Source organism: Pseudomonas syringae group sp. J309-1, assembly GCF_032582135.1.
GTDB classification, from domain to species: Bacteria; Pseudomonadota; Gammaproteobacteria; order Pseudomonadales; family Pseudomonadaceae; genus Aquipseudomonas; species Aquipseudomonas quasicaspiana.
Window position 1 is genome coordinate 12,591 of the sequence record NZ_JAWHNU010000027.1, and the last position, 19,740, is coordinate 32,330.

General features: G+C 58.2%; 20 protein-coding genes. 16 read left to right on the forward strand and 4 right to left on the reverse strand.

All coding sequences use genetic code 11. The annotated features are described in order from the left end of the window. Positions 1–147 precede the first annotated feature (147 nt). Positions 148–645 (forward strand): DUF6231 family protein, encoded by a 498-nt coding sequence (locus RX972_RS15770; protein ID WP_316876763.1) that lies wholly within the window; start codon positions 148–150, stop codon positions 643–645. 3 nt (positions 646–648) lie between these two features. Further along, entirely contained in the window at positions 649–1,122 is a 474-nt protein-coding gene (locus RX972_RS15775; protein WP_027898019.1) for a YchJ family protein, read from the forward strand. Positions 1,123–1,134: 12 nt separating this feature from the next. On the opposite strand, the gene RX972_RS15780 is transcribed toward RX972_RS15775, so the two are convergent. After that, positions 1,135–1,647, reverse strand: a complete 513-nt coding sequence (locus tag RX972_RS15780) for a hypothetical protein (RefSeq protein WP_316876767.1) — start codon at positions 1,645–1,647, stop codon at positions 1,135–1,137. A 101-nt stretch (positions 1,648–1,748) separates the two neighbouring features. On the opposite strand from RX972_RS15780, the gene RX972_RS15785 reads away from it, so the two are divergent. The 13 genes from RX972_RS15785 to pdeM all read left to right on the forward strand — a co-directional run bounded on the left by RX972_RS15785 (position 1,749) and on the right by pdeM (position 16,865). Next, a complete protein-coding gene (locus RX972_RS15785; RefSeq protein ID WP_316876769.1) occupies positions 1,749–2,237 on the forward strand; it encodes an LEA type 2 family protein in 489 nt (162 codons plus the stop codon). 4 nt (positions 2,238–2,241) lie between these two features. Further along, positions 2,242–2,451 carry an SEC-C metal-binding domain-containing protein gene (locus tag RX972_RS15790; RefSeq protein ID WP_095101248.1) on the forward strand — a complete coding sequence of 70 codons (210 nt, stop codon included), beginning with the start codon at positions 2,242–2,244 and terminating at the stop codon, positions 2,449–2,451. Positions 2,452–2,557: 106 nt separating this feature from the next. Beyond that, on the forward strand, positions 2,558–3,199 hold the full coding sequence (locus RX972_RS15795) for a glutathione binding-like protein (RefSeq protein WP_316876774.1): 642 nt from the start codon (positions 2,558–2,560) through the stop codon (positions 3,197–3,199). 406 nt (positions 3,200–3,605) lie between these two features. Further along, on the forward strand, positions 3,606–6,071 hold the full coding sequence (locus RX972_RS15800) for a penicillin acylase family protein (protein ID WP_316876776.1): 2,466 nt from the start codon (positions 3,606–3,608) through the stop codon (positions 6,069–6,071). Between the two features lie 171 nt (positions 6,072–6,242). Then, complete coding sequence (locus RX972_RS15805; RefSeq protein ID WP_316876778.1) at positions 6,243–7,298, forward strand: ligase-associated DNA damage response exonuclease; 1,056 nt, start codon at positions 6,243–6,245, stop codon at positions 7,296–7,298. Further along, positions 7,295–9,010, forward strand: a complete 1,716-nt coding sequence (locus RX972_RS15810) for an ATP-dependent DNA ligase (RefSeq protein WP_263268237.1) — start codon at positions 7,295–7,297, stop codon at positions 9,008–9,010. Before RX972_RS15805 ends, RX972_RS15810 begins: the two co-directional genes overlap by 4 nt. 315 nt (positions 9,011–9,325) lie before the next feature. Beyond that, positions 9,326–10,108 carry a transporter substrate-binding domain-containing protein gene (locus RX972_RS15815; protein WP_027898455.1) on the forward strand — a complete coding sequence of 261 codons (783 nt, stop codon included), beginning with the start codon at positions 9,326–9,328 and terminating at the stop codon, positions 10,106–10,108. 85 nt (positions 10,109–10,193) lie between these two features. After that, entirely contained in the window at positions 10,194–10,922 is a 729-nt protein-coding gene (locus RX972_RS15820) for an ABC transporter permease (RefSeq protein WP_255879832.1), read from the forward strand. Continuing rightward, the gene (locus RX972_RS15825; RefSeq protein WP_099270373.1) at positions 10,919–11,629 is read left to right on the forward strand and encodes an ABC transporter permease; all 711 of its coding nucleotides are present in this window, start codon (positions 10,919–10,921) and stop codon (positions 11,627–11,629) included. Before RX972_RS15820 ends, RX972_RS15825 begins: the two co-directional genes overlap by 4 nt. Positions 11,630–11,638: 9 nt before the next feature. Then, positions 11,639–12,757 (forward strand): M14 family metallopeptidase, encoded by a 1,119-nt coding sequence (locus RX972_RS15830; protein WP_316876781.1) that lies wholly within the window; start codon positions 11,639–11,641, stop codon positions 12,755–12,757. 13 nt (positions 12,758–12,770) lie between these two features. Beyond that, positions 12,771–13,535, forward strand: a complete 765-nt coding sequence (locus RX972_RS15835) for an ABC transporter ATP-binding protein (RefSeq protein ID WP_099270375.1) — start codon at positions 12,771–12,773, stop codon at positions 13,533–13,535. 187 nt (positions 13,536–13,722) lie between these two features. Beyond that, positions 13,723–16,212 carry a ligase-associated DNA damage response DEXH box helicase gene (locus RX972_RS15840; protein WP_316876784.1) on the forward strand — a complete coding sequence of 830 codons (2,490 nt, stop codon included), beginning with the start codon at positions 13,723–13,725 and terminating at the stop codon, positions 16,210–16,212. Beyond that, the gene (gene pdeM / locus RX972_RS15845; protein ID WP_316876786.1) at positions 16,209–16,865 is read left to right on the forward strand and encodes a ligase-associated DNA damage response endonuclease PdeM; all 657 of its coding nucleotides are present in this window, start codon (positions 16,209–16,211) and stop codon (positions 16,863–16,865) included. Before RX972_RS15840 ends, pdeM begins: the two co-directional genes overlap by 4 nt. Before the next feature lie 112 nt (positions 16,866–16,977). On the opposite strand, the gene RX972_RS15850 is transcribed toward pdeM, so the two are convergent. Continuing rightward, positions 16,978–17,193 (reverse strand): hypothetical protein, encoded by a 216-nt coding sequence (locus RX972_RS15850; RefSeq protein WP_027898448.1) that lies wholly within the window; start codon positions 17,191–17,193, stop codon positions 16,978–16,980. A 118-nt stretch (positions 17,194–17,311) separates the two neighbouring features. Next, entirely contained in the window at positions 17,312–17,878 is a 567-nt protein-coding gene (gene dcd, locus RX972_RS15855; protein WP_027898447.1) for a dCTP deaminase, read from the reverse strand. 310 nt (positions 17,879–18,188) lie between these two features. On the opposite strand from dcd, the gene RX972_RS15860 reads away from it, so the two are divergent. Further along, the gene (locus RX972_RS15860; RefSeq protein ID WP_002554837.1) at positions 18,189–18,398 is read left to right on the forward strand and encodes a cold-shock protein; all 210 of its coding nucleotides are present in this window, start codon (positions 18,189–18,191) and stop codon (positions 18,396–18,398) included. 140 nt (positions 18,399–18,538) lie between these two features. Here the strand turns inward: RX972_RS15860 and apbC are convergent, their stop codons facing one another. After that, positions 18,539–19,633, reverse strand: a complete 1,095-nt coding sequence (apbC, locus tag RX972_RS15865) for an iron-sulfur cluster carrier protein ApbC (RefSeq protein ID WP_316876789.1) — start codon at positions 19,631–19,633, stop codon at positions 18,539–18,541. Positions 19,634–19,740: the final 107 nt, after the last annotated feature.

A 19,740-nucleotide genomic window follows, 5' to 3' on the forward strand; every position in this document is an offset into this window, starting at 1 on the left:
GCGTTCTCACCTATTGTTTGGGGGGGGGTGTCAGACCCCCCCCCCCCCCCCCAAAATATGTGGCCTCCTACCGAGGCTATGTGAACTCCAGGGCTAGGCCCACGCCTCGCCACAGGCTAGTCTTGCAGGTCATAAAGAGGATTTCTGATGAGCGAAGGCTTTTCCACGCGCACACCGCAACAGGCTCTGGCCGCCCTGCTCGACCTGCAGGCTCCCAAACGTTTGCTGTTGATCGGCGCCGAAGCGTTCCCTGCGCTGCAGGCATTTCAGGAAGCCCATCCCGACACTCGACTGGCCCACGCCAAACCGGGCGTTCTGCCGCCCGAACTGGCCGCGCAACGCTTTGACTTGGCCTTGGTGGTCGATTGCCTCGAACACATTACCAAGCGCGAGGGGCTGGAACTGCTCGGCGGCATCCGCAACCTGAACGCCAGCCGCATTGCCGTAATGGCTGACCTGCAAGCCTGCGGCTGGAAAGACACAGACTTCTATTCACTGGCGCTGCAGGCCAGTGAACGCTTCACCCGCGATGAACAGGTGCTGACGCTGTACACCTACGATCTACGCGAATACAAACAAGTACCCGATTGGCTCAACGCACGGTTCTGGGCCAATCCGGAAAACTTCGGCAAATACTGGTGGTGAGCTATGAATAGCGCGATTTGCCCCTGCGGAAGTGGGGATCTGCTGGCAGCCTGTTGCGGACCTTTCCACGCTGGCCAGCCTACGCCTTGCGCGGAAAAACTGATGCGTTCACGTTACAGCGCCTACGTGCTTGGCCTGATTGATTACCTGGTCGACACCACGCTGCCGGTGCAGAAAGCCGGGCTGGATCGCGAGTCCATCAGTCAGTGGAGCCTGCAAAGCACCTGGCTGGGTCTGGAAGTGGAAAGCTCGGAAGTATTCGGCGGTAAACCTGAGCATGCTTTTGTAACCTTCACCGCCCGCTGGCATGACGGCAGCGGTGAACACAGCCACCGGGAACGTTCTTCTTTTGTACAGAATCAGGGCCGCTGGTATTTCATCGATCCCAACGCAGGGCTCAAGGCCGGGCGTAACGATGCATGCCCATGCGGCAGTGAACAGAAGTACAAAAAATGCTGCGCCAGTTACGTGAGTTGAAAGGCTTGCGCTTCACACGAGCTTCAAGTGTGAAGTGTCCGGAACAGGCCCGGCGTGCGTGTTCGGTATCTGACCCAGCTCGCTTCCAGTCGGTGCGAGACTGAACTGCGAAAAATCCACGGATGGCGCAGGCGTTGCACGCTTTTGATCCTGCAGGTCGCTGCCCACCTCGCACACTTCAAGATCAGGAGCATCGACGCCGACAAAGGCCGCCATGTACACATCTCTGGGAGTAACTTCTAGTCGGCCGGGCTGTGCAGATGGCCTGGCAACGGCATCTGTCTCAGACTTTAGCGTTTGCATTTCCAGAACTTCGACCAGCGCCCCGGCACGCTCCAGGGTCGAGCGATACTTTTCTGCGGCTTCACTGTCTAGGTTGTTTTTCAGAACCAGTCGACGCCCACTGAACAGCAACTCCAGCCGTTGTGCGTCGCTTTGAAACAACTTGCCGAGGTTGGCCTGGACCTTGTCCAATTGGGCACCGGGGACCAATTGGCCACTGAATATAATTTCATACAGATTCATTGGTCATACTCTGGGTGCACGTGCGAGAAGTATGCCGCAGCTTCATGAAAAAGGAATGGGCAGTCGCTTTGTCAAACAATGGCTTCACATGGAGCATCCACATGTTTTCACAGGCGCATGTCATACGAGTCCTGGGCGTTGGCCTGTTGCTGTCGCTGCTGAACGGTTGTTCATCCCTACGCGTCAGCGACTATCAGGAGCCTGAGGTACACCTGCTCAAAGTGGAGGTGGTCAAGGCCAGGCTACTGCAGCAGGACTTCAAGTTGCGCTTTCGCGTCGACAACCCGAATGATCGCAGCATGCTGGTGCGCAGCCTGCGCTACAAAATCATGCTCAATGACGTTGTGCTGGCAGAAGGCGAGTCCACCGACTGGTTCGTGGTCGATGCCCAGAGCCGCCGGAATTTCGTGGTGCCGATCCGGACCAACCTCTGGAAGGACTTGAAGCAGATCGCGAAAATGCTGAAAAAAACCGACCAGCCGATCCATTACCGGCTCGAAGGCAAACTCAAGACCGGCTTTTTGTTTCGGCATAACGTGCGTATTGGACGCAACGGCGAGATAATGCCCGGCAATTTTATTCCGGAGTAACCCGATGAACCAGCAAGCCCATGTGCATGGCCCCGATTGCAACCACGATCACGACGACCATGCCCATCACGACCACCAACATGGCCATGTCCATGGTCCGAACTGCGGCCATGCCCATCAGGAGCCGGTGCGTAATGCTCTGAAGGACGTTGGCCGCAACGATCCTTGCCCATGCGGCAGCGACAAGAAATTCAAGAAGTGCCACGGCGCGTAAGCTGACGTGAAACTCGAACGGCCTGCATTGCAGGCCGTTTTCATTTGTGTGGCCGAGCCGTGAGGGAGTAAAACTTGCAGTCCGTGCCATCCAACAGGAGTTTTTGATGATCGATCTGCATTACTGGACCACACCCAACGGCCACAAAGTGTCGATGTTCCTTGAGGAGGCCGGTCTGCCGTACAAGGTCTTCCCGGTCAATATCGGCCAGAACGATCAGTTCAAACCCGAATTCCTGAAAATCTCCCCGAATAACCGTATCCCGGCCATCGTCGATCACGAGCCTGCCGATGGCGGTGAACCGGTCAGCCTGTTTGAGTCCGGTGCGATCCTGCTGTATCTGGCAGAAAAGACCGGTCAGTTCATCCCGAAAGACCTGCGCGGAAGGCAAGAAGCGTTGCAGTGGCTGTTCTGGCAAATGGGCGGACTGGGGCCGATGGCGGGTCAGAATCATCACTTCAGGCGCGCCGCCGAAGAAAAGATTCCCTACGCGATCAAGCGCTATGCCGATGAAACCGCGCGGTTGTATGGCGTGCTGGACAGGCGCCTGGCCGATCGCGAGTTCGTCGCGGGCAGTGAATACAGCATTGCGGACATGTCGATCTATCCGTGGATCGCGCGGCATACCTGGCAAGAGCTGAACCTGAACGACTTCCCGCACATCAAGCGCTGGTTCGATGCAATCAGTGAGCGCGAGGCGACCCAGCGGGCGTATGCGCTGGTTGATCAGGTGAATCCACAGATCTGAGCCTCGCGAACAAGTTTGCTCTCATCAAAAACAGCAAAATACTGGATTGAAATGCGTTTTCTGTAGGAGCTGCCGAAGGCTGCGAAGCACTTATCCTGCTACACCGCGATCGCAGCCTTCGGCAGCTCCTACAGGTCCTATGTTTGCTTCGGCGTCAGCGACGCGGGCGACTCCTACCGAGCAGAGCCGTCACGCAGTCCAGGTAGGAGGCAACTTGTTGGCGAGACGGTCAACCTGACACTGCCTCGTCCCCCGAGACTCCAAGTCCCGGTTGCTCACACAGCTGCAAATAGCCTCACGAGCTTTGAAAAATCCTGAAATAAACTCCCTCCCCCCGCTTGCGCAGTGCCTGCTCGCTCTCTAACGTAGCGCCTTTTATACGTTAAGCCCCCGCAGGAGTTTCGCCATGGCCTCACCAGCCCGTTCCAACGTCGTAAACCGGTTCGGTGCTGCCGCCGCTACGGTGGGTTTGTTGAGTCTTGCTGGCTGCCAATTAGGCGGGGGCCAAGGCGACTCACTGCTGCCTGCTTCCGGTACCGTTGCAGTCAAAGGCCTGGCTCAGAACGTATCTCTAAGGCGAACCAACCTCGGTATGCCGCTGATTGAAAGCAGCACCTTTCACGACGCGCTGTTCACCCTGGGTTACGTGCACGCCAGCGACCGCATCACGCAAATGCTGAGCATGCGCCTGCTGGCCCAAGGTCGGCTGTCGGAAATGGCCGGGCCTGGCGCACTGGATATCGACCGTTTGATGCGCGCAGCGAACCTGAAAAAGAGCGCCAGCGAGCTGTACAACGCGTCCACCCCGCGCCTGCAACGCTTCTTTGAAGTGTATGCCCGTGGCGTCAATGCTTACCTGTTCCGCTACCGCGACAATCTGCCTGCAGATCTGGCCAGTTCTGGCTATCGCCCGGATTACTGGAAGCCCGAGGACTCGGCGCTGATCTTCAGCCTGCTGAACTTCAGCCAGTCGGCAAACCTTCAGGAAGAACTGTCCTCATTGCTGCTGGCGCAAAAAGTCGGCACCGACAAGCTGGCCTGGCTGGTCCCGACCTACCCGGACGAAGAACTGCCGTTCTCCGAAGCCGACAAGCTCAAAGGCCTGAACCTTGGCGGACAGGTGTCAGGCCTGAGCGATCTGAATAAAGTCGCACAGCAACTGACCGACCTGAACATGCTGGGCATTGCTGCCTCCAGCAACTGGGCCATTGCGCCGCAACGCAGTCGTACCGGCAAAAGCTTGCTTGCCAACGACGTGCAATTGCCTGCCGGGCTGAATTCCGCGTGGAGCTTCGTGCAGATCCGCGCCCCGAAATATCAGGCCGCTGGCGCGACAATCGCCGGTCTGCCACTGATTCTGAGTGGTTTCAACGGCAAGCTCGGCTGGTCCATGGCCTCGGTGATGGGCGACAACCAGGACCTGTTTCTGGAAAAGCTGAAACGTGAGAACAATCGGCTGATGTACCTGGCCGATGGTAAATGGTTGCCCGCAACGGCCCATGAAGAGACCTTCATTGTCAAAGGCGGCCGTCCGATTCGTGAAACCGTTTTTGCGACCCGTCACGGCGCGTTGCTCAACAGCAACCCGAGCGAAGGTCAGTTGAATAACAGCTTGGGCCTGGCGTTGCAAACGCCGGACTTCAAAGACGACAAGAGCCTGGACGCGTTCTTCGATCTGTCCCGCGCGCCGAACGTCGACAAGGCGTTCGACGCCAGCCGTGAAATCCGCGCCATCGCGCTGAACATGGTCTTTGCCGATGCGTCGAACGTCGCCTGGCAAGTCACCGGCCGCTATCCGAATCGCCGTGAAGGCCTGGGCTTGCTGCCTTCGCCGGGCTGGGAAAGCCGTTACGACTGGGATGGCTTCGCTGACGCCATGCTGCACCCTTACGATCAGAATCCGCAGCAGGGCTGGATCGGCACCGCCAACCAGCGGACCTTCCCAAAGGGTTACGGCATGCAGCTGTCCAACTCGTGGAAAGCCCCGGAGCGTGCAGAGCGTATTGCCGAACTGGCCAACAGTGGCAAGCAGGACACCCGCAGCGTCATTGCCATGCAATATGACCAGAGCACGACGTTTGCCGCCAAGCTGAGAAAAATGTTCGAAGCACCGGGCATGGTCAAACCGCTGAAACAAGCCATCGACGCGTTGCCTGAAGCTGAGCGCAGCAAAGCACGGGAAGCGTTTACCCGGCTGATGGCATTCGACGGCAAACTCACGCCAACCTCTGCTGATGCGGCGCTTTATGAGTTGTTCCTGCAGGAAAGCGCCAAGCAGATCTTCCTTGACGAGCTTGGCCCGGAAACCAGTCCGGCGTGGAAAGCGTTGGTGCAGAACGCCAGCCTATCGTACTCGGCACAAGCCGATCATTTGCTGGGACGCGAAGACAGCCCATATTGGGACGACGCGAAAACCCCGCAGAAAGAAGACAAGCCCGCGATTCTGGCCCGTAGTCTGGCGGCAGCAATCACTGCCGGTGACAGCCTGATGGGCACTGATCGCAAAGCCTGGCAATGGGGCAAGCTGCATCGCTCGACCCTGCAAAGCAGCGACTTCGCCGTCAATAACTTCAATCGTGGCCCAAGTGCAACAGGGGGCGACCACAACACGCTGAACATCGCGGCGTATCCATGGGGTCAGCACTTCGACAGCCAGGCAGTGCCGAGCATGCGCATGATCATCGACTTCGGCCAGAGCGAACCGATGCTGAGCCTGATCAACATCGGCCAGTCCGGCAACCCGGCCAGTCCGTATTACACCAACAGTATCGAGCCCTGGTTGAAAGGCCAGTACCAGACGATCCCGCTGCAAACCCAGAACTATGAACGGGCTTATGGCAGCAAGCGATTGACGCTGGTGCCTGGGAAATAGAATAAACACCTCTGTAGGAGCTGCCGAAGGCTGCGATTGCGATCTTCCTGACACACCGCGATCGCAGCCTTCGGCAGCTCCTACAGGGTTCCACCAATCAGCTTCAGGTTCTTCGAACTTCCTCCCCCGCCCCGCCCTCATAACTAACAAGCCCATCCAGTCGGTTATTACATGGATCTTGTTATCGCGCGTCCCGAAGGTTTGTATTGCCCGCCCGGAGATTTCTACATCGACCCGTGGCGTCCCGTTGAGCGATCGGTCATTACTCACGCCCACGGCGATCATGCGCGAACCGGCAATGAGCACTACCTGGCCGCCGCGCCCGGCGAAGGCATTCTTCGTTCGCGGCTAGGACAGGACATCAACCTGCAGACGTTGGCGTACGGCGAAACCTTGCTGCACCACGGCGTAAAACTGAGCCTGCATCCAGCGGGACATGTGCTGGGTTCGGCCCAGGTCAGGCTGGAGTACAAAGGCGAAGTCTGGGTGGCGTCCGGCGACTACAAAGTCGAGCCGGATGGCACCTGCGAGCCGTTCGAGCCGGTGCGCTGCAATACCTTCATCACTGAATCTACCTTTGGCCTGCCGATCTATCGCTGGCAGCCTCAGTCGCAGATCTTCGCTGGTATCAACGACTGGTGGCGGGCCAACGCCGCCATTGGCAAAGCCAGCGTGCTGTTCGCCTATTCCTTCGGCAAGGCGCAACGCATCCTGCATGGTATCGACCCGGAGATCGGGCCGATTCTGGTTCACGGTGCGGTCGAGCCCTTGAACCGGGTCTACCGTGAAGCCGGGGTACGAATCCCCGAAACGCAGTACGCCGGCGACTTCAAAAAAACCGATCCGGCCCTGCGACAGGCTTTGATACTCGCGCCACCCTCGGCAGGCGGCAGCACCTGGATGAAGCGCTTTGGCGAGTTCAGTGATGCCTTCGCCAGCGGCTGGATGATGTTGCGCGGGACACGCAGACGCCGCGGCGTGGACCGAGGCTTCGTGCTCTCCGATCACGCCGATTGGCCGGGCCTGCTATGGGCAATCGAGCAGACGGGGGCCGAGCGAGTCATGGTGACCCACGGTTCAGTGGCTGTGCTGGTGCGTTACCTGCGCGAGTCCGGGCTCGATGCGCAGGGCTTCGTCACCGAATATGGCGATGAGGAAGACTCTGGCGCTGCAGAAACAAAACCAGAAGAAACCAGACCTGAAGAATCAACCGAGGCCTCGGCATGAAGGCCTTTGCCGAGCTGTATTCCCGACTCGACGCCACGACCTCAAGCAACGCCAAGCTGGCCGCCATGCGCGACTACTTCGCGAAAGTGCCGCCGCAGGATGCAGCATGGGCAGTGTATTTCCTGTCGGGCGGACGCCCACGCCAGCTGGTGCCTACCAAACTGTTGCGCGAACAGGCCATGACCTTGGGCAAGCTGCCGGAGTGGCTGTTCGAAGAAAGCTATCAGGCCGTCGGTGATCTGGCGGAAACCCTGGCGCTGCTGTTACCAGAGGCTGAACACGACTCCGACGAAGGCCTCGCCGTCTGGATGGAGGACAAGCTGCTGCCCCTGCGTGGCCTGCCTCCGGAGGAACTGGCCGAGCGCCTGCCTACATTCTGGAGCCAGTTGGACCGGGTCAGTCTGATGGTCTGCATCAAGCTGATCACTGGCAGCTTCCGGGTAGGCGTCTCAAAACTGTTGGTCACTCGCGCCCTCGCCGCCATGGCTGATATCGACAGCAAACGCGTGGCGCAACGACTGGTGGGTTACACGGATCTGTCGCACCGGCCCAGCGCCGAGGGCTTTCTCAAGCTGATCGCAGCAGAATCGGATGATGAGCACGCCCAGCGTGGCGGTCAGCCTTATCCGTTTTTCCTCGCCCATGCCCTGCAGCAGCCGGTGGATCAGTTCGAAAGTCTGTTGGGGCCAGCGGAAAACTGGCAAGTGGAGTGGAAGTGGGACGGTATTCGCGCACAACTGGTCAAGCGCGAAGGTCGCTTGTGGATCTGGTCTCGCGGTGAAGAACTGGTCACGGACCGTTTCCCTGAGTTGCACAGCCTGGTGCAAAGCCTGCCGGACGGGACCGTCATTGACGGTGAAATAGTCGTTTGGAAGACGCCAGAAACATCAGCCGCTGCTAAAGCGGAGTTCGTCCTAAGCGCCGATTCTCCACCAGATACCACGCAGGCTCAGCCATCGGTCCAGCCCTTCGCGCTCCTGCAGCAACGCATCGGCCGTAAAACGCTGGGCAAGAAAATCCTCGAGGAAGTGCCCGTCGTGGTGCTCGCCTACGACCTGCTGGAATGGCAGGAGCATGACTGGCGCAGCCGCCCGCAACATGAGCGGCGCGCACAACTGGAAAAAGTAATCGAAACCAGCAAAAGTCCGGTGTTATTGCCCTCCCCGGTCATCAATGGCAAAGACTGGCTGGACTTGAGCGTACAGCGTGAAGCCTCTCGCAGCCTGGGCGTTGAAGGCATGATGCTCAAGTCCCGGGACTCTTTATATGGCGTGGGCCGTACCAAGGACATGGGCGTCTGGTGGAAATGGAAAGTCGATCCGTTCAGCGTCGATGCCGTATTGATCTATGCGCAACGCGGCCATGGCAGGCGCGCCAGCCTGTACAGCGACTACACCTTCGCGGTGTGGGACGGCCCGCCTGAATCCAGCCAGCGCACACTGGTGCCCTTCGCCAAAGCCTATTCGGGCCTGACCGACGAAGAAATGCGCAAGGTCGACGCCATTGTGCGCAAGACCACCGTGGAAAAATTCGGGCCGGTCAGCAGTGTGACCCCAAGTCTGGTATTCGAGCTGGGCTTCGAAGGCATCGCCCTGTCAAAGCGTCACAAGAGCGGGATTGCAGTGCGTTTCCCGCGCATGTTGCGCTGGCGGCAGGATAAATCAGTCGCCGAAGCCGATAGTTTGTCGACGTTGCAGGACTTGCTGGGGTAGGATGCCGCCCTTTTTTGGGGCTGCTGAATTTTCGCGCACCTTGTTAGGGCGAAACACCAACCTCTGTAGGAGTGAGCTTGCTCGCGATAGGGTTGTCGGTTAATGCCCAATGCTGCTGGCAAGACGCTATCGCGAGCAAGCTCACTCCTACAGGGAGCGCCCTCGAAGTCAGCAGTCAACATTGCGACAACTCCGTACATTTAAAACGCACGTTCGTATCTTTGGTTCGGAAATTGCTATCTTCTGTGGTCTGGCACCCGCCGGTAGCAAGCCTCGCGTGTTCCCAACGCTCAATTTGGTTTTAAGGACTGAACGATGAAAAAAGCATGGCTGACCCTTTCTGCATTGGCTGTTTGTCTCGCTGCAGGCAATGCAATGGCCAAGGAATACAAGGAACTGCGTTTTGGCGTTGATCCTTCTTATGCACCCTTCGAATCAAAAGCCGCTGACGGCAGCCTGGTAGGCTTCGACATCGACTTGGGCAACGCTATCTGCGCCGAGCTGAAAGTTAAATGCAAATGGGTCGAAAGCGATTTCGACGGCATGATTCCAGGCCTGAAAGCGCGTAAATTCGACGGCGTTATCTCGTCGATGACCGTGACTCCGGCACGTGAGAAGGTTATCGACTTCTCCAACGAACTGTTCTCCGGCCCGACTTCTCTGGTGTTCAAAAAAGGTGCAGGCCTGACGGCTGACCCGGCCAGCCTGAAAGGCAAAACCGTTGGCTATGAGCAAGGCACCATTCAGGAAGCCTATGCCAAAGCCGTACTGGACAAGGCGGGTGTAAAAACCCAGGCCTATGCCAACCAGGATCAGGTTTACGCCGACCTGGTTTCCGGTCGTCTTGATGCGTCCATTCAGGACATGCTGCAAGCTGAACTGGGCTTCCTGAAGTCGCCACAAGGTGCTGATTACGAAGTCAGCAAGCCAATCGACAGCGAATTGTTGCCTTCCAAAACCGCGATCGGTATCGCGAAAGGTAACAAAGAGCTCAAGGCTCTGTTGGATAAAGGTATCAAAGCGTTACACGACGACGGCAAATATGCCGAGATCCAGAAGAAGCACTTCGGCGATCTGAATCTGTATAGCGGTAAATAACACCCCGACGCCCATGGATTTCGGCGATGATCCACCGCCGATTTCCATGGGCGTTTTGTTTTATTGACCGTCAAAGGCTTTACCCATGTTCGATACACTGCTGCAAACCCTCGGACTCTCCTCCTTCAGCCTCAAAGGCTTCGGCCCCCTGCTGCTCGAAGGAACATGGATGACCGTTAAATTATCGCTGCTGTCGCTGTTCGTGAGCATCGTGCTCGGACTGATCGGCGCCAGTGCAAAACTGTCGGGCGCCGCCATTGTGCGGATGCCGGCACAGATCTACACCACACTGATCCGTGGTGTTCCCGACCTTGTGTTGATGTTGCTGATCTTCTACAGCCTGCAAACCTGGCTGAGTCAGCTGACCGACGCAATGGAATGGGACTACATCGAAATTGATCCTTTCAGCGCAGGCGTGATCACCCTTGGCTTCATTTACGGCGCGTATTTCACCGAAACCTTCCGTGGCGCGATCCTTTCGGTGCCGCGTGGACAGGTCGAGGCCGCTACCGCCTACGGCCTCAGTCGCGCCCAGCGTTTTCGCTACGTGGTATTCCCGCAGATGATGCGCTTCGCCCTGCCGGGTATCGGCAATAACTGGCAAGTGCTGCTCAAGGCCACTGCGCTGGTGTCGATCATCGGTCTGGCCGATCTGGTCAAGGCCGCCCAGGACGCCGGCAAAAGCACCTACCAACTGTTTTACTTTCTGGTCCTCGCCGCATTGATTTACCTGCTGATCACCAGCGCTTCGAACTTTGCCCTGCGTTGGGCTGAACGGCGGTATTCCGCAGGCAGCCGGGAGGCTCAACGATGATCGAACTGCTTCAGGAATACTGGCGCCCCTTCCTTTATAGCGACGGCGTGCACATCACCGGCCTCGCCATGACCATGTGGCTGCTCAGCGCCTCCATCGCCATCGGCTTTCTGGTCTCGATCCCGCTGTCCATCGCTCGTGTTTCCAGCAACTTCTGGGTTCGTTGGCCGGTGCAGTTCTACACCTACCTGTTTCGCGGCACGCCTCTCTATATACAGCTGCTGATTTGCTACACCGGTATCTACAGCCTCGAAGCCGTGCGCGCGCAGCCGATTCTAGATTCGTTCTTCCGCGACGCGATGAATTGCACGATCCTGGCGTTCGCCCTTAATACTTGCGCGTACACCACCGAGATTTTCGCCGGCTCGATCCGCAGCATGAACCACGGCGAAGTCGAAGCCGCCAAAGCCTACGGGCTGACCGGCTGGAAGCTTTACGCCTACGTGATCATGCCATCGGCCCTGCGTCGCTCGCTGCCGTTCTACAGCAACGAAGTGATTCTGATGCTGCACTCGACCACGGTAGCCTTCACCGCCACTGTGCCGGACATTCTCAAAGTCGCGCGGGATGCGAACTCGGCAACCTTCATGACGTTCCAGTCGTTCGGTATCGCCGCCATTATTTACCTGTGCGTCACGTTCATTCTGGTCGGTCTGTTCCGTCTTGCAGAACGCCGCTGGCTGGCCTTTCTCGGCCCGACTCACTAGGACCTGCCCATGCGTCATGACACCCACGATCTGCTCGCGCCGGTGCCGGGCACTGCGCGGCAGATCCACAGTTTTCACTACGGTCCGCGAAACGGCGTCTGCAAGGTTTATATCCAGGCCTCGCTGCACGCCGACGAGCTGCCGGGCATGCTGGTCGCCTGGTACCTGAAGCAGAGACTGAGCGAGCTTGAAAATGCCGGTTTACTGCTCGGTGAAATCGTTGTCGTGCCGGTGGCCAATCCTATCGGTCTGGAACAGGTGCTGATGGACGTCCCGCTGGGCCGTTATGAGCTGGAAAGCGGGCAGAACTTCAACCGCTGGTTCATCGATCTCGGCGTACAAGTGGGCGATGAGGTTGAAACACAGCTCACGACTGATCCGCAGCACAACACCCGGTTGATCCGTCGTAGCCTGCGCGCAGCGCTTGAAGCGCAGATCGCATCGACCCAACTGCAATCGCAACGTTTGACCTTGCAGCGCCTGGCCTGCGATGCCGACATGGTGCTGGACCTGCATTGCGACTTCGAATCCGTCGAGCACCTGTACACCACGCCTGAAGCCTGGCCACAGGTGGAAATGCTCTCGCGCTACCTCGGCGCTCAGGCCAGCCTGTTGGCGACTGACTCCGGTGGCCAGTCGTTCGATGAGTGCTTCACGCTGGTCTGGTGGCAATTGCAGCAGCGCTTCGGTGATCGCTTCGCGATTCCCATGGGCAGCTTTTCGGTCACGCTGGAATTGCGTGGTCAGGGCGATGTCAATCACCCGTTAGCCAGTCGTGACTGCCAAGCGCTGATCAACTACCTGATCCATTACGGTGCGATTGGCGGTGACATCTCGGCCGCTCCTGAATTGCTTTACCCGGCCACACCACTGGCGGCGGTTGAACCGGTGGCCACGCCCGTCGGCGGGCTACTGGTGTTTTGCGCCCAACCCGGTGAATACGTCGAGGCGGGCCAGTTGATCGCAGAAATCATCGACCCGATCAGTGACACCGTCACGCCGATCCACACGCTCAATCCCGGCCTGCTCTATGCGCGTTCGTTACGCCGCATGGCCACCGCCGGCATGGTCATCGCTCACGTCGCAGGCACCGAAGCCTACCGTAGCGGCTACCTACTTTCTCCTTGAGGACTTGCTTGTCATGTACAAACTGACCATCGATGGCCTGCATAAAAGCTACGGCGATAACAAAGTACTCAAAGGTGTTTCGCTCAAAGCCAGCAGCGGCGATGTCATCTGCCTGATCGGCGCCAGCGGCTCCGGCAAAAGCACGTTCCTGCGCTGCATCAATTTCCTTGAACAACCGAACGACGGTGCCATGAGCCTGGACGGCAAGCAGGTTCGCATGGTCAGCGACAAGGGCCACATGCGCGTTGCCGACCCGGATGAGCTACAAAGCATCCGCACCCGGCTGGCCATGGTGTTCCAGCATTTCAACCTGTGGGCGCACATGACCGTTCTGGAAAACATCACCATGGCACCCCGCCGGGTGCTGGGCGTTTCCAAAGAAGAAGCCGAAGCCCGCGCCCGCAAATATCTGGACAAGGTCGGCCTGCCGGAACGCGTTGCCGACCAATACCCCGCCTTCCTGTCCGGTGGTCAGCAGCAGCGCGTAGCCATTGCCCGAGCGTTGGCGATGGAACCGGAAATCATGCTGTTCGACGAACCTACCTCGGCGCTCGACCCGGAACTGGTCGGCGAAGTGCTGAAGGTGATTCAGGGGCTGGCTGAAGAAGGCCGGACCATGATCATGGTGACCCACGAAATGAGCTTCGCCCGTAAAGTAGCCAACCAGATCGTGTTCTTGCACCAAGGCCAGATCGAAGAGTCCGGGCACCCGGATGAGGTGCTGGGCAACCCGAAAAGCGAGCGGCTGCAGCAGTTCTTGAGCGGGAATTTGAAGTAAGAAAGCGGCTTGCAAGCCATCCCTGTGGGAGCGAATTAATTCGCGAAGAGGCCGGTACATCCGACGCATATCTGCGGTCTGCAATGCCGTCTTCGCGAATGAATTCGCTCCCACAGGGTATTGCACCAAACTAATACACGCGCTCCGCTGTCTCTGAAATACCCCCTTTCAGAGCACACAGCGGCGCATGAGCAGACCCACCGATTTCGCTCAGCGATGGTTTTCGGAACGCAGCTGGAAGCCCTTTCCTTTTCAAAAAGAGGTCTGGTCGGCCGTTAAGCAGGGGCACTCAGGCCTGCTGCACGCCAGCACCGGCTCGGGTAAGACCTACGCCGTATGGTTCGCCGCGCTCAATCGTTTCGCACAAGCCGTCAAACCGCCAGCCGACGACAAACCCCGCAAGCGCAAACCGCCCGCCACACCGCTCAGCGTGTTGTGGATAACGCCCATGCGCGCACTGGCAGCCGACACTGCCAGAGCGCTCGAAGCTCCCTTGGCAGATCTGGACATCCCCTGGAGTGTCGGCCTGCGAACGGGCGATACCAGCAGCAGCGAGCGCGCCAAACAGGGCCGGCGCCTGCCCACCGCGCTGATCACCACGCCCGAAAGCCTCACCTTGTTACAGACCCGAGCTGACGCTCAAAGCACGTTCTCGACCCTGAAAATGGTGGTCGTGGACGAGTGGCACGAACTGATCGGCAACAAGCGCGGCGTGCAGTTGCAACTGGCGCTGGCCCGCTTGCGCCAATGGAATCCGGACCTGATCGTGTGGGGCGTTTCCGCGACGCTTGGCAATCAACAGCACGCGCAGGAAGTGCTGGTCGGCGAAGGCGGCATCAGCGTACAAGGCAAGATCACCAAAGAGCTTCGAGTGGACACCCTGCTGCCACCTTCCATCGAGCGCTTCCCTTGGGCCGGGCATATGGGCTTGCGTATGCTGCCGCAAGTACTGGCGGAAGTGGACAGCAGCGCCAGCTGCCTGGTGTTCACCAACACACGTGCGCAATCAGAGGTCTGGTATCAGGCTCTGCTGGAAGCTCGTCCGGACTGGGCCGGACTGATCGCCCTGCACCACGGCTCACTGGCGCGGGAAGTGCGTGACTGGGTCGAGCGCGCCCTGAAGGAAGGCCACCTCAAAGCAGTGGTGTGCACCTCCAGCCTCGATCTGGGCGTGGATTTTCTTCCCGTCGAGCGTGTGCTGCAAATCGGCTCACCCAAAGGTGTCGCGCGCCTCATGCAACGTGCCGGACGCTCGGGCCATGCACCGGGCCGCCCATCGCGCGTGACGCTGGTGCCAACCCATAGCCTGGAGCTGGTTGAGGCCGCTGCGGCTCATGACGCGGTGGCAGCACGGATGATCGAGCCCAGAGAATCACCACACAAGCCTCTCGACGTGTTGGTCCAGCATCTGGTCAGCATGGCGTTGGGCGGCGGCTTCAATCCCGAAACGCTGTTGCGCGAAGTACGCACGGCCTGGGCATATCGAGAACTGACCGATGACGAGTGGCAATGGGCACTGGCCTTCGTCCGTCATGGCGGCCATTCGCTGACCGCCTACCCGGACTACCGACGCGTGGAGCCTGACGAGGATGGCATCTGGCGGGTGCCGGACGCTCGCCTCGCCAGACGTCACCGCATGAGCATCGGCACCATCGTCAGCGACGCCAGCATCAACGTGAAGTACTGGAAAAAAGGCGGCGGCGGTGGCTCGCTGGGTAGCGTCGAAGAAGGATTCATTGCGCGCTTGAAGCCTGGTGATGGCTTTCTGTTTAGCGGCCGATTGCTGGAGTTGGTACGCGTCGAAAACATGACCGCCTATGTGAAAAAAGCGACCGGCAAAAAAGCCGCTGTTCCTCGCTGGAACGGTGGGCGCATGCCGCTCTCCAGCGAATTGGCCGCTGCCGTGGTGACAAAGTTCGACGCAGCGGCTCATGGAGAATTCATCAGCCCGGAAATGCAGGCCGTCAAACCCTTGCTGGAAGTCCAGCGGCAGTGGTCCGCCCTGCCTCAGGAAAACACGCTGTTGGCAGAAATCATGAAATCCCGGGAGGGCTGGCACCTGTTTCTCTACCCTTTTGCCGGTCGCCATGTGCATCTGGGGCTGGCGAGCCTGTTGGCCTGGCGATTGAGCCGCCATACACCGCTGACGTTTTCCATCGCGGTCAACGATTATGGTTTTGAGCTGCTCAGCGCCACCGAGGTGGATTGGCAGGCAGAACTACGCCCTGAGCTGTTCAGTGAAGAGCATCTGATGAACGACATCATGGCCAGCCTGAACGCGGGCGAACTGGCCCTGAGACGCTTCAGAGAAATCGCCCGCATTGCCGGGCTGGTATTCTCCGGCTATCCCGGTGCGCCGAAGAGCAACCGGCAACTACAGGCGTCCAGTGGGCTGTTCTTTGAGGTTTTCAAACAATACGACGCGGGCAATCTGCTGCTGACACAGGCCCAGGAAGAGGTTCTGCGTCAGGAGCTGGATGTCGCGAGACTGGAGCACACCTTGCAACGCATCAACCAACGCACGCTGGACGTCCATCTGATCAAACGCGCTACGCCGATGGCCTTTCCCCTGTTGGTGGAGCGCATGCGCGAAAGCCTGAGCTCGGAAAAGCTCGCAGACCGGATTGCCCGAATGGTGCGCGACCTGGAAAAAGCAGCAGGACCTGACGTCACATGAATCCTCACGTCCCGGTACAACTGGCAGGTGCCGAGCTTTGGTTACTGGCTGAAAAAGCCATTTACTATCCCGAATATCGAGCTTTGCTGATCGCCGATGTGCATTTTGGCAAAGCGGCTGCATTTCGCGCCCTTGGGCAGCCGGTGCCACAAGGCACGACACAGAGCAATTTACAGCGCCTTGATGACCTGCTGCGGGACTATCCGTGTGATCAACTGATATTCCTGGGCGACTTTCTGCATGCGCGGCAATCCCGCACCCCGTCCACGCTGGAGGCACTCGGCAATTGGCGATCTCGGCATCCGACGCTGGCAATCACGCTGATCCGTGGCAACCATGATAAGCACGCGGGAGATCCTCCTGCGGACCTGATGATCGAGACCGTGCCGGAACCGCTACTGTTGGGGCCCTTCGCGCTGCAGCATGAACCTCATCCGCACCCGACCCATCACGTGCTGGCAGGGCATGTTCATCCGGTTTATCACTTGCAGGGGCGTGGACGTCAGCGCCTGCGGCTGGCGTGCTTCTATCTCAATGAGCGCACGAGCCTGTTGCCCGCGTTCGGAGCATTTACCGGCGGGTACAAGGTAGAGCGTGAGCAGGACAGCAGAATTTACGTGGTGGGAGATGGAGCGGTATGGGCGACTGGCTGAAACGATTCAAGTCTGCACATTTAATCCGGATGCGCGCATGATCCAGAGTGATTTGAAATTCATCAGCAGCACTGCTGGCCAATACATGCGCCAGCAGTGGCAGGGGAATTATTCAGGCAACCGGAGCCGGTGGTGGCTCGTCTGGCAGAGTCGGTTCGCCCGGTTCCGTCGGCTGAGGATAGTCGTTCGGGGTATCCGGGCCTGGTTGCCCTGGTACGCCGCCGACCATGTTGAACTGCGGATAGGCGAGTAACGACAAGGCAAGCAGACCCACATGATTCTCTCGCGGGTCCGCCCCCTGGGCGCTGGCGTTCGACTGTCTCTTCATAAGGTACTCCTGAGCGTTATCCCCTGCCCACGCAGTGTGAGAAGAAGCGATTCAGTCAATAGAGTGCCGATTTGAGGACTAATTCAATTTCGCCAGGCTTAACGGTCACAAATATCAGTTAAGCGCGAGGCAAGGTAACGCCGCGCTGCCCTTGATATTTGCCGCCACGATCCTTGTAAGACACTTCACACTCTTCGTCGGACTCGAGGAACAGCATCTGCGCCACACCCTCGTTGGCGTAGATTTTCGCAGGCAATGTAGTGGTGTTGGAGAACTCCAGGGTCACATGACCTTCCCATTCCGGCTCAAGCGGCGTCACGTTCACGATGATGCCGCAACGCGCATAAGTGCTTTTACCCAGACAGATGGTCAGCACGTTACGTGGAATACGGAAGTATTCGACGGTGCGCGCCAGAGCAAAAGAGTTAGGCGGGATGATGCAAACATCGCTTTTCACGTCGACAAAGCTGCCTTCATCGAAGTTTTTCGGGTCAACGATTGCAGAATTGATGTTGGTGAAAATCTTGAATTCATCTGCACAGCGCACATCGTAGCCATAGCTGGAAACGCCATAAGAGATGAGACGACTGGCGCCTTCGCCACGCATCTGGCGCTCGACGAAGGGCTCGATCATGCCCTGCTCCTGCGCCATGCGGCGAATCCACTTGTCCGATTTGATGCTCATGGCGATGTCCTGATAGCTGGGTGAAAAAACATGTCCGGCATCTTACCGGGCCACGGCTTTGGGTTCAAAGCTTGTAGCAGCCTGCAAGCCAATGCTTTTTCCCATGAATGGAAATAATCCTCAATTGACGGTTGGCATGCTCAAAAAAAAGCGTTAAGGTGGCGTCACTGTGTTGCTTGTGTCACTGAGAATCTCTACACGATGTTGAATTTCGATCCAACCATCTCCAAGAATTTTTCCTGCTCTTTGCACTCAGTCTCGGCCAGGGCACTTCCTGAGTCGCAGTTAACTTTGTCCAAGGAGATACACCATGTCTAATCGCCAAACTGGTACCGTTAAGTGGTTCAACGATGAAAAAGGCTTCGGCTTCATCACTCCACAATCCGGTGACGACCTGTTCGTGCACTTCAAAGCTATCCAATCTGACGGCTTCAAAAGCCTGAAAGAAGGCCAACAGGTCTCTTTCATCGCTACCCGCGGTCAGAAAGGCATGCAAGCTGAAGAAGTTCAAGTTATCTAACTTGTACTTATTCGCTTAAAGAACCCCGCTTCGGCGGGGTTTTTTTATGCCTGTGGAAAATACTTACGGCATCGCCACCGAACCTGTGGGAGCGTAATGACCCCTTCGCGAATGAATTCGCTCCCACAGGTCTGCAGCTTTTAATCGTCGCTAACAGAAATACTCGGCATCGCGGGGCTAGCTGCTTCCTGCAGCACGATCCGGGCACCCACGTGCCGCGCCAGTTCCTGATACACCATCGCAATCTGACTTTCGGGCTCAGCCATCACGGTCGGCTTACCACCATCGGCCTGTTCGCGAATCAGCATCGACAATGGCAACGAAGCCAGCAGTTCGACGTCGTACTGCGAGGCCAGCTTCTCGCCACCGCCCTCACCGAACAAATGCTCCGCGTGACCGCAGTTCGAGCAAATGTGTACGGCCATATTTTCCACGACACCCAGCACTGGAATGTTGACCTTGCGAAACATCTCGACGCCTTTTTTCGCATCGAGCAGCGCCAGATCCTGAGGCGTCGTGACGATCACCGCACCTGCGACCGGGACTTTCTGCGCCAGCGTCAGCTGGATATCACCCGTACCCGGCGGCATATCGATGACCAGGTAATCCAGACCATTCCATGCCGTTTGCGTAATCAACTGCAGCAGTGCACCGGAAACCATCGGGCCGCGCCAGACCATCGGCGTGTTGTCATCGGTCAGAAAGGCCATGGACATCACCTCGACACCATGGGCCTCGATGGGCACGAACCATTTCTGATCCTTGATTTTAGGCCGTGTGCCTTCAGCGATGCCGAACATCACGCCCTGACTCGGACCGTAGATGTCAGCATCCAGAATACCGACCCGCGCGCCTTCGCGAGACAACGCCAATGCCAGATTGGCCGCCGTGGTGGATTTGCCCACGCCGCCTTTGCCGGATGCTACGGCAACAATATTCTTCACATTCGCCAGACCGGGAATCTGCCCTTGAGCCTTGTGCGGCTCGATGACACAGGTGATGTCCACTTTGGCCGAGGTCACCCCCTCCAGACCCTCAATGGCGATTTGCAGCATCTGCGCCCAGCCACTCTTGAACAGACCGGCCGCGTAACCCAGCTCGAGCTGCACACTGACGCGCTCGTCGCGGATCTCAATGGCACGCACACACCCGGCGGTCACGGGGTCCTGATTCAAATAAGGATCGGTATATTGGCGAAGAACGGCTTCCACCGCTGCACGATTAACAGCGCTCATGGGCTACTCCCGAATAAAGACAGACTAAAACAGGCGGCTATCCTAACGCTTCTGCGTGCCACCGGCATGGTTTCGCTGGAATCATCATTCCCGTAGGAGCGCGCTTG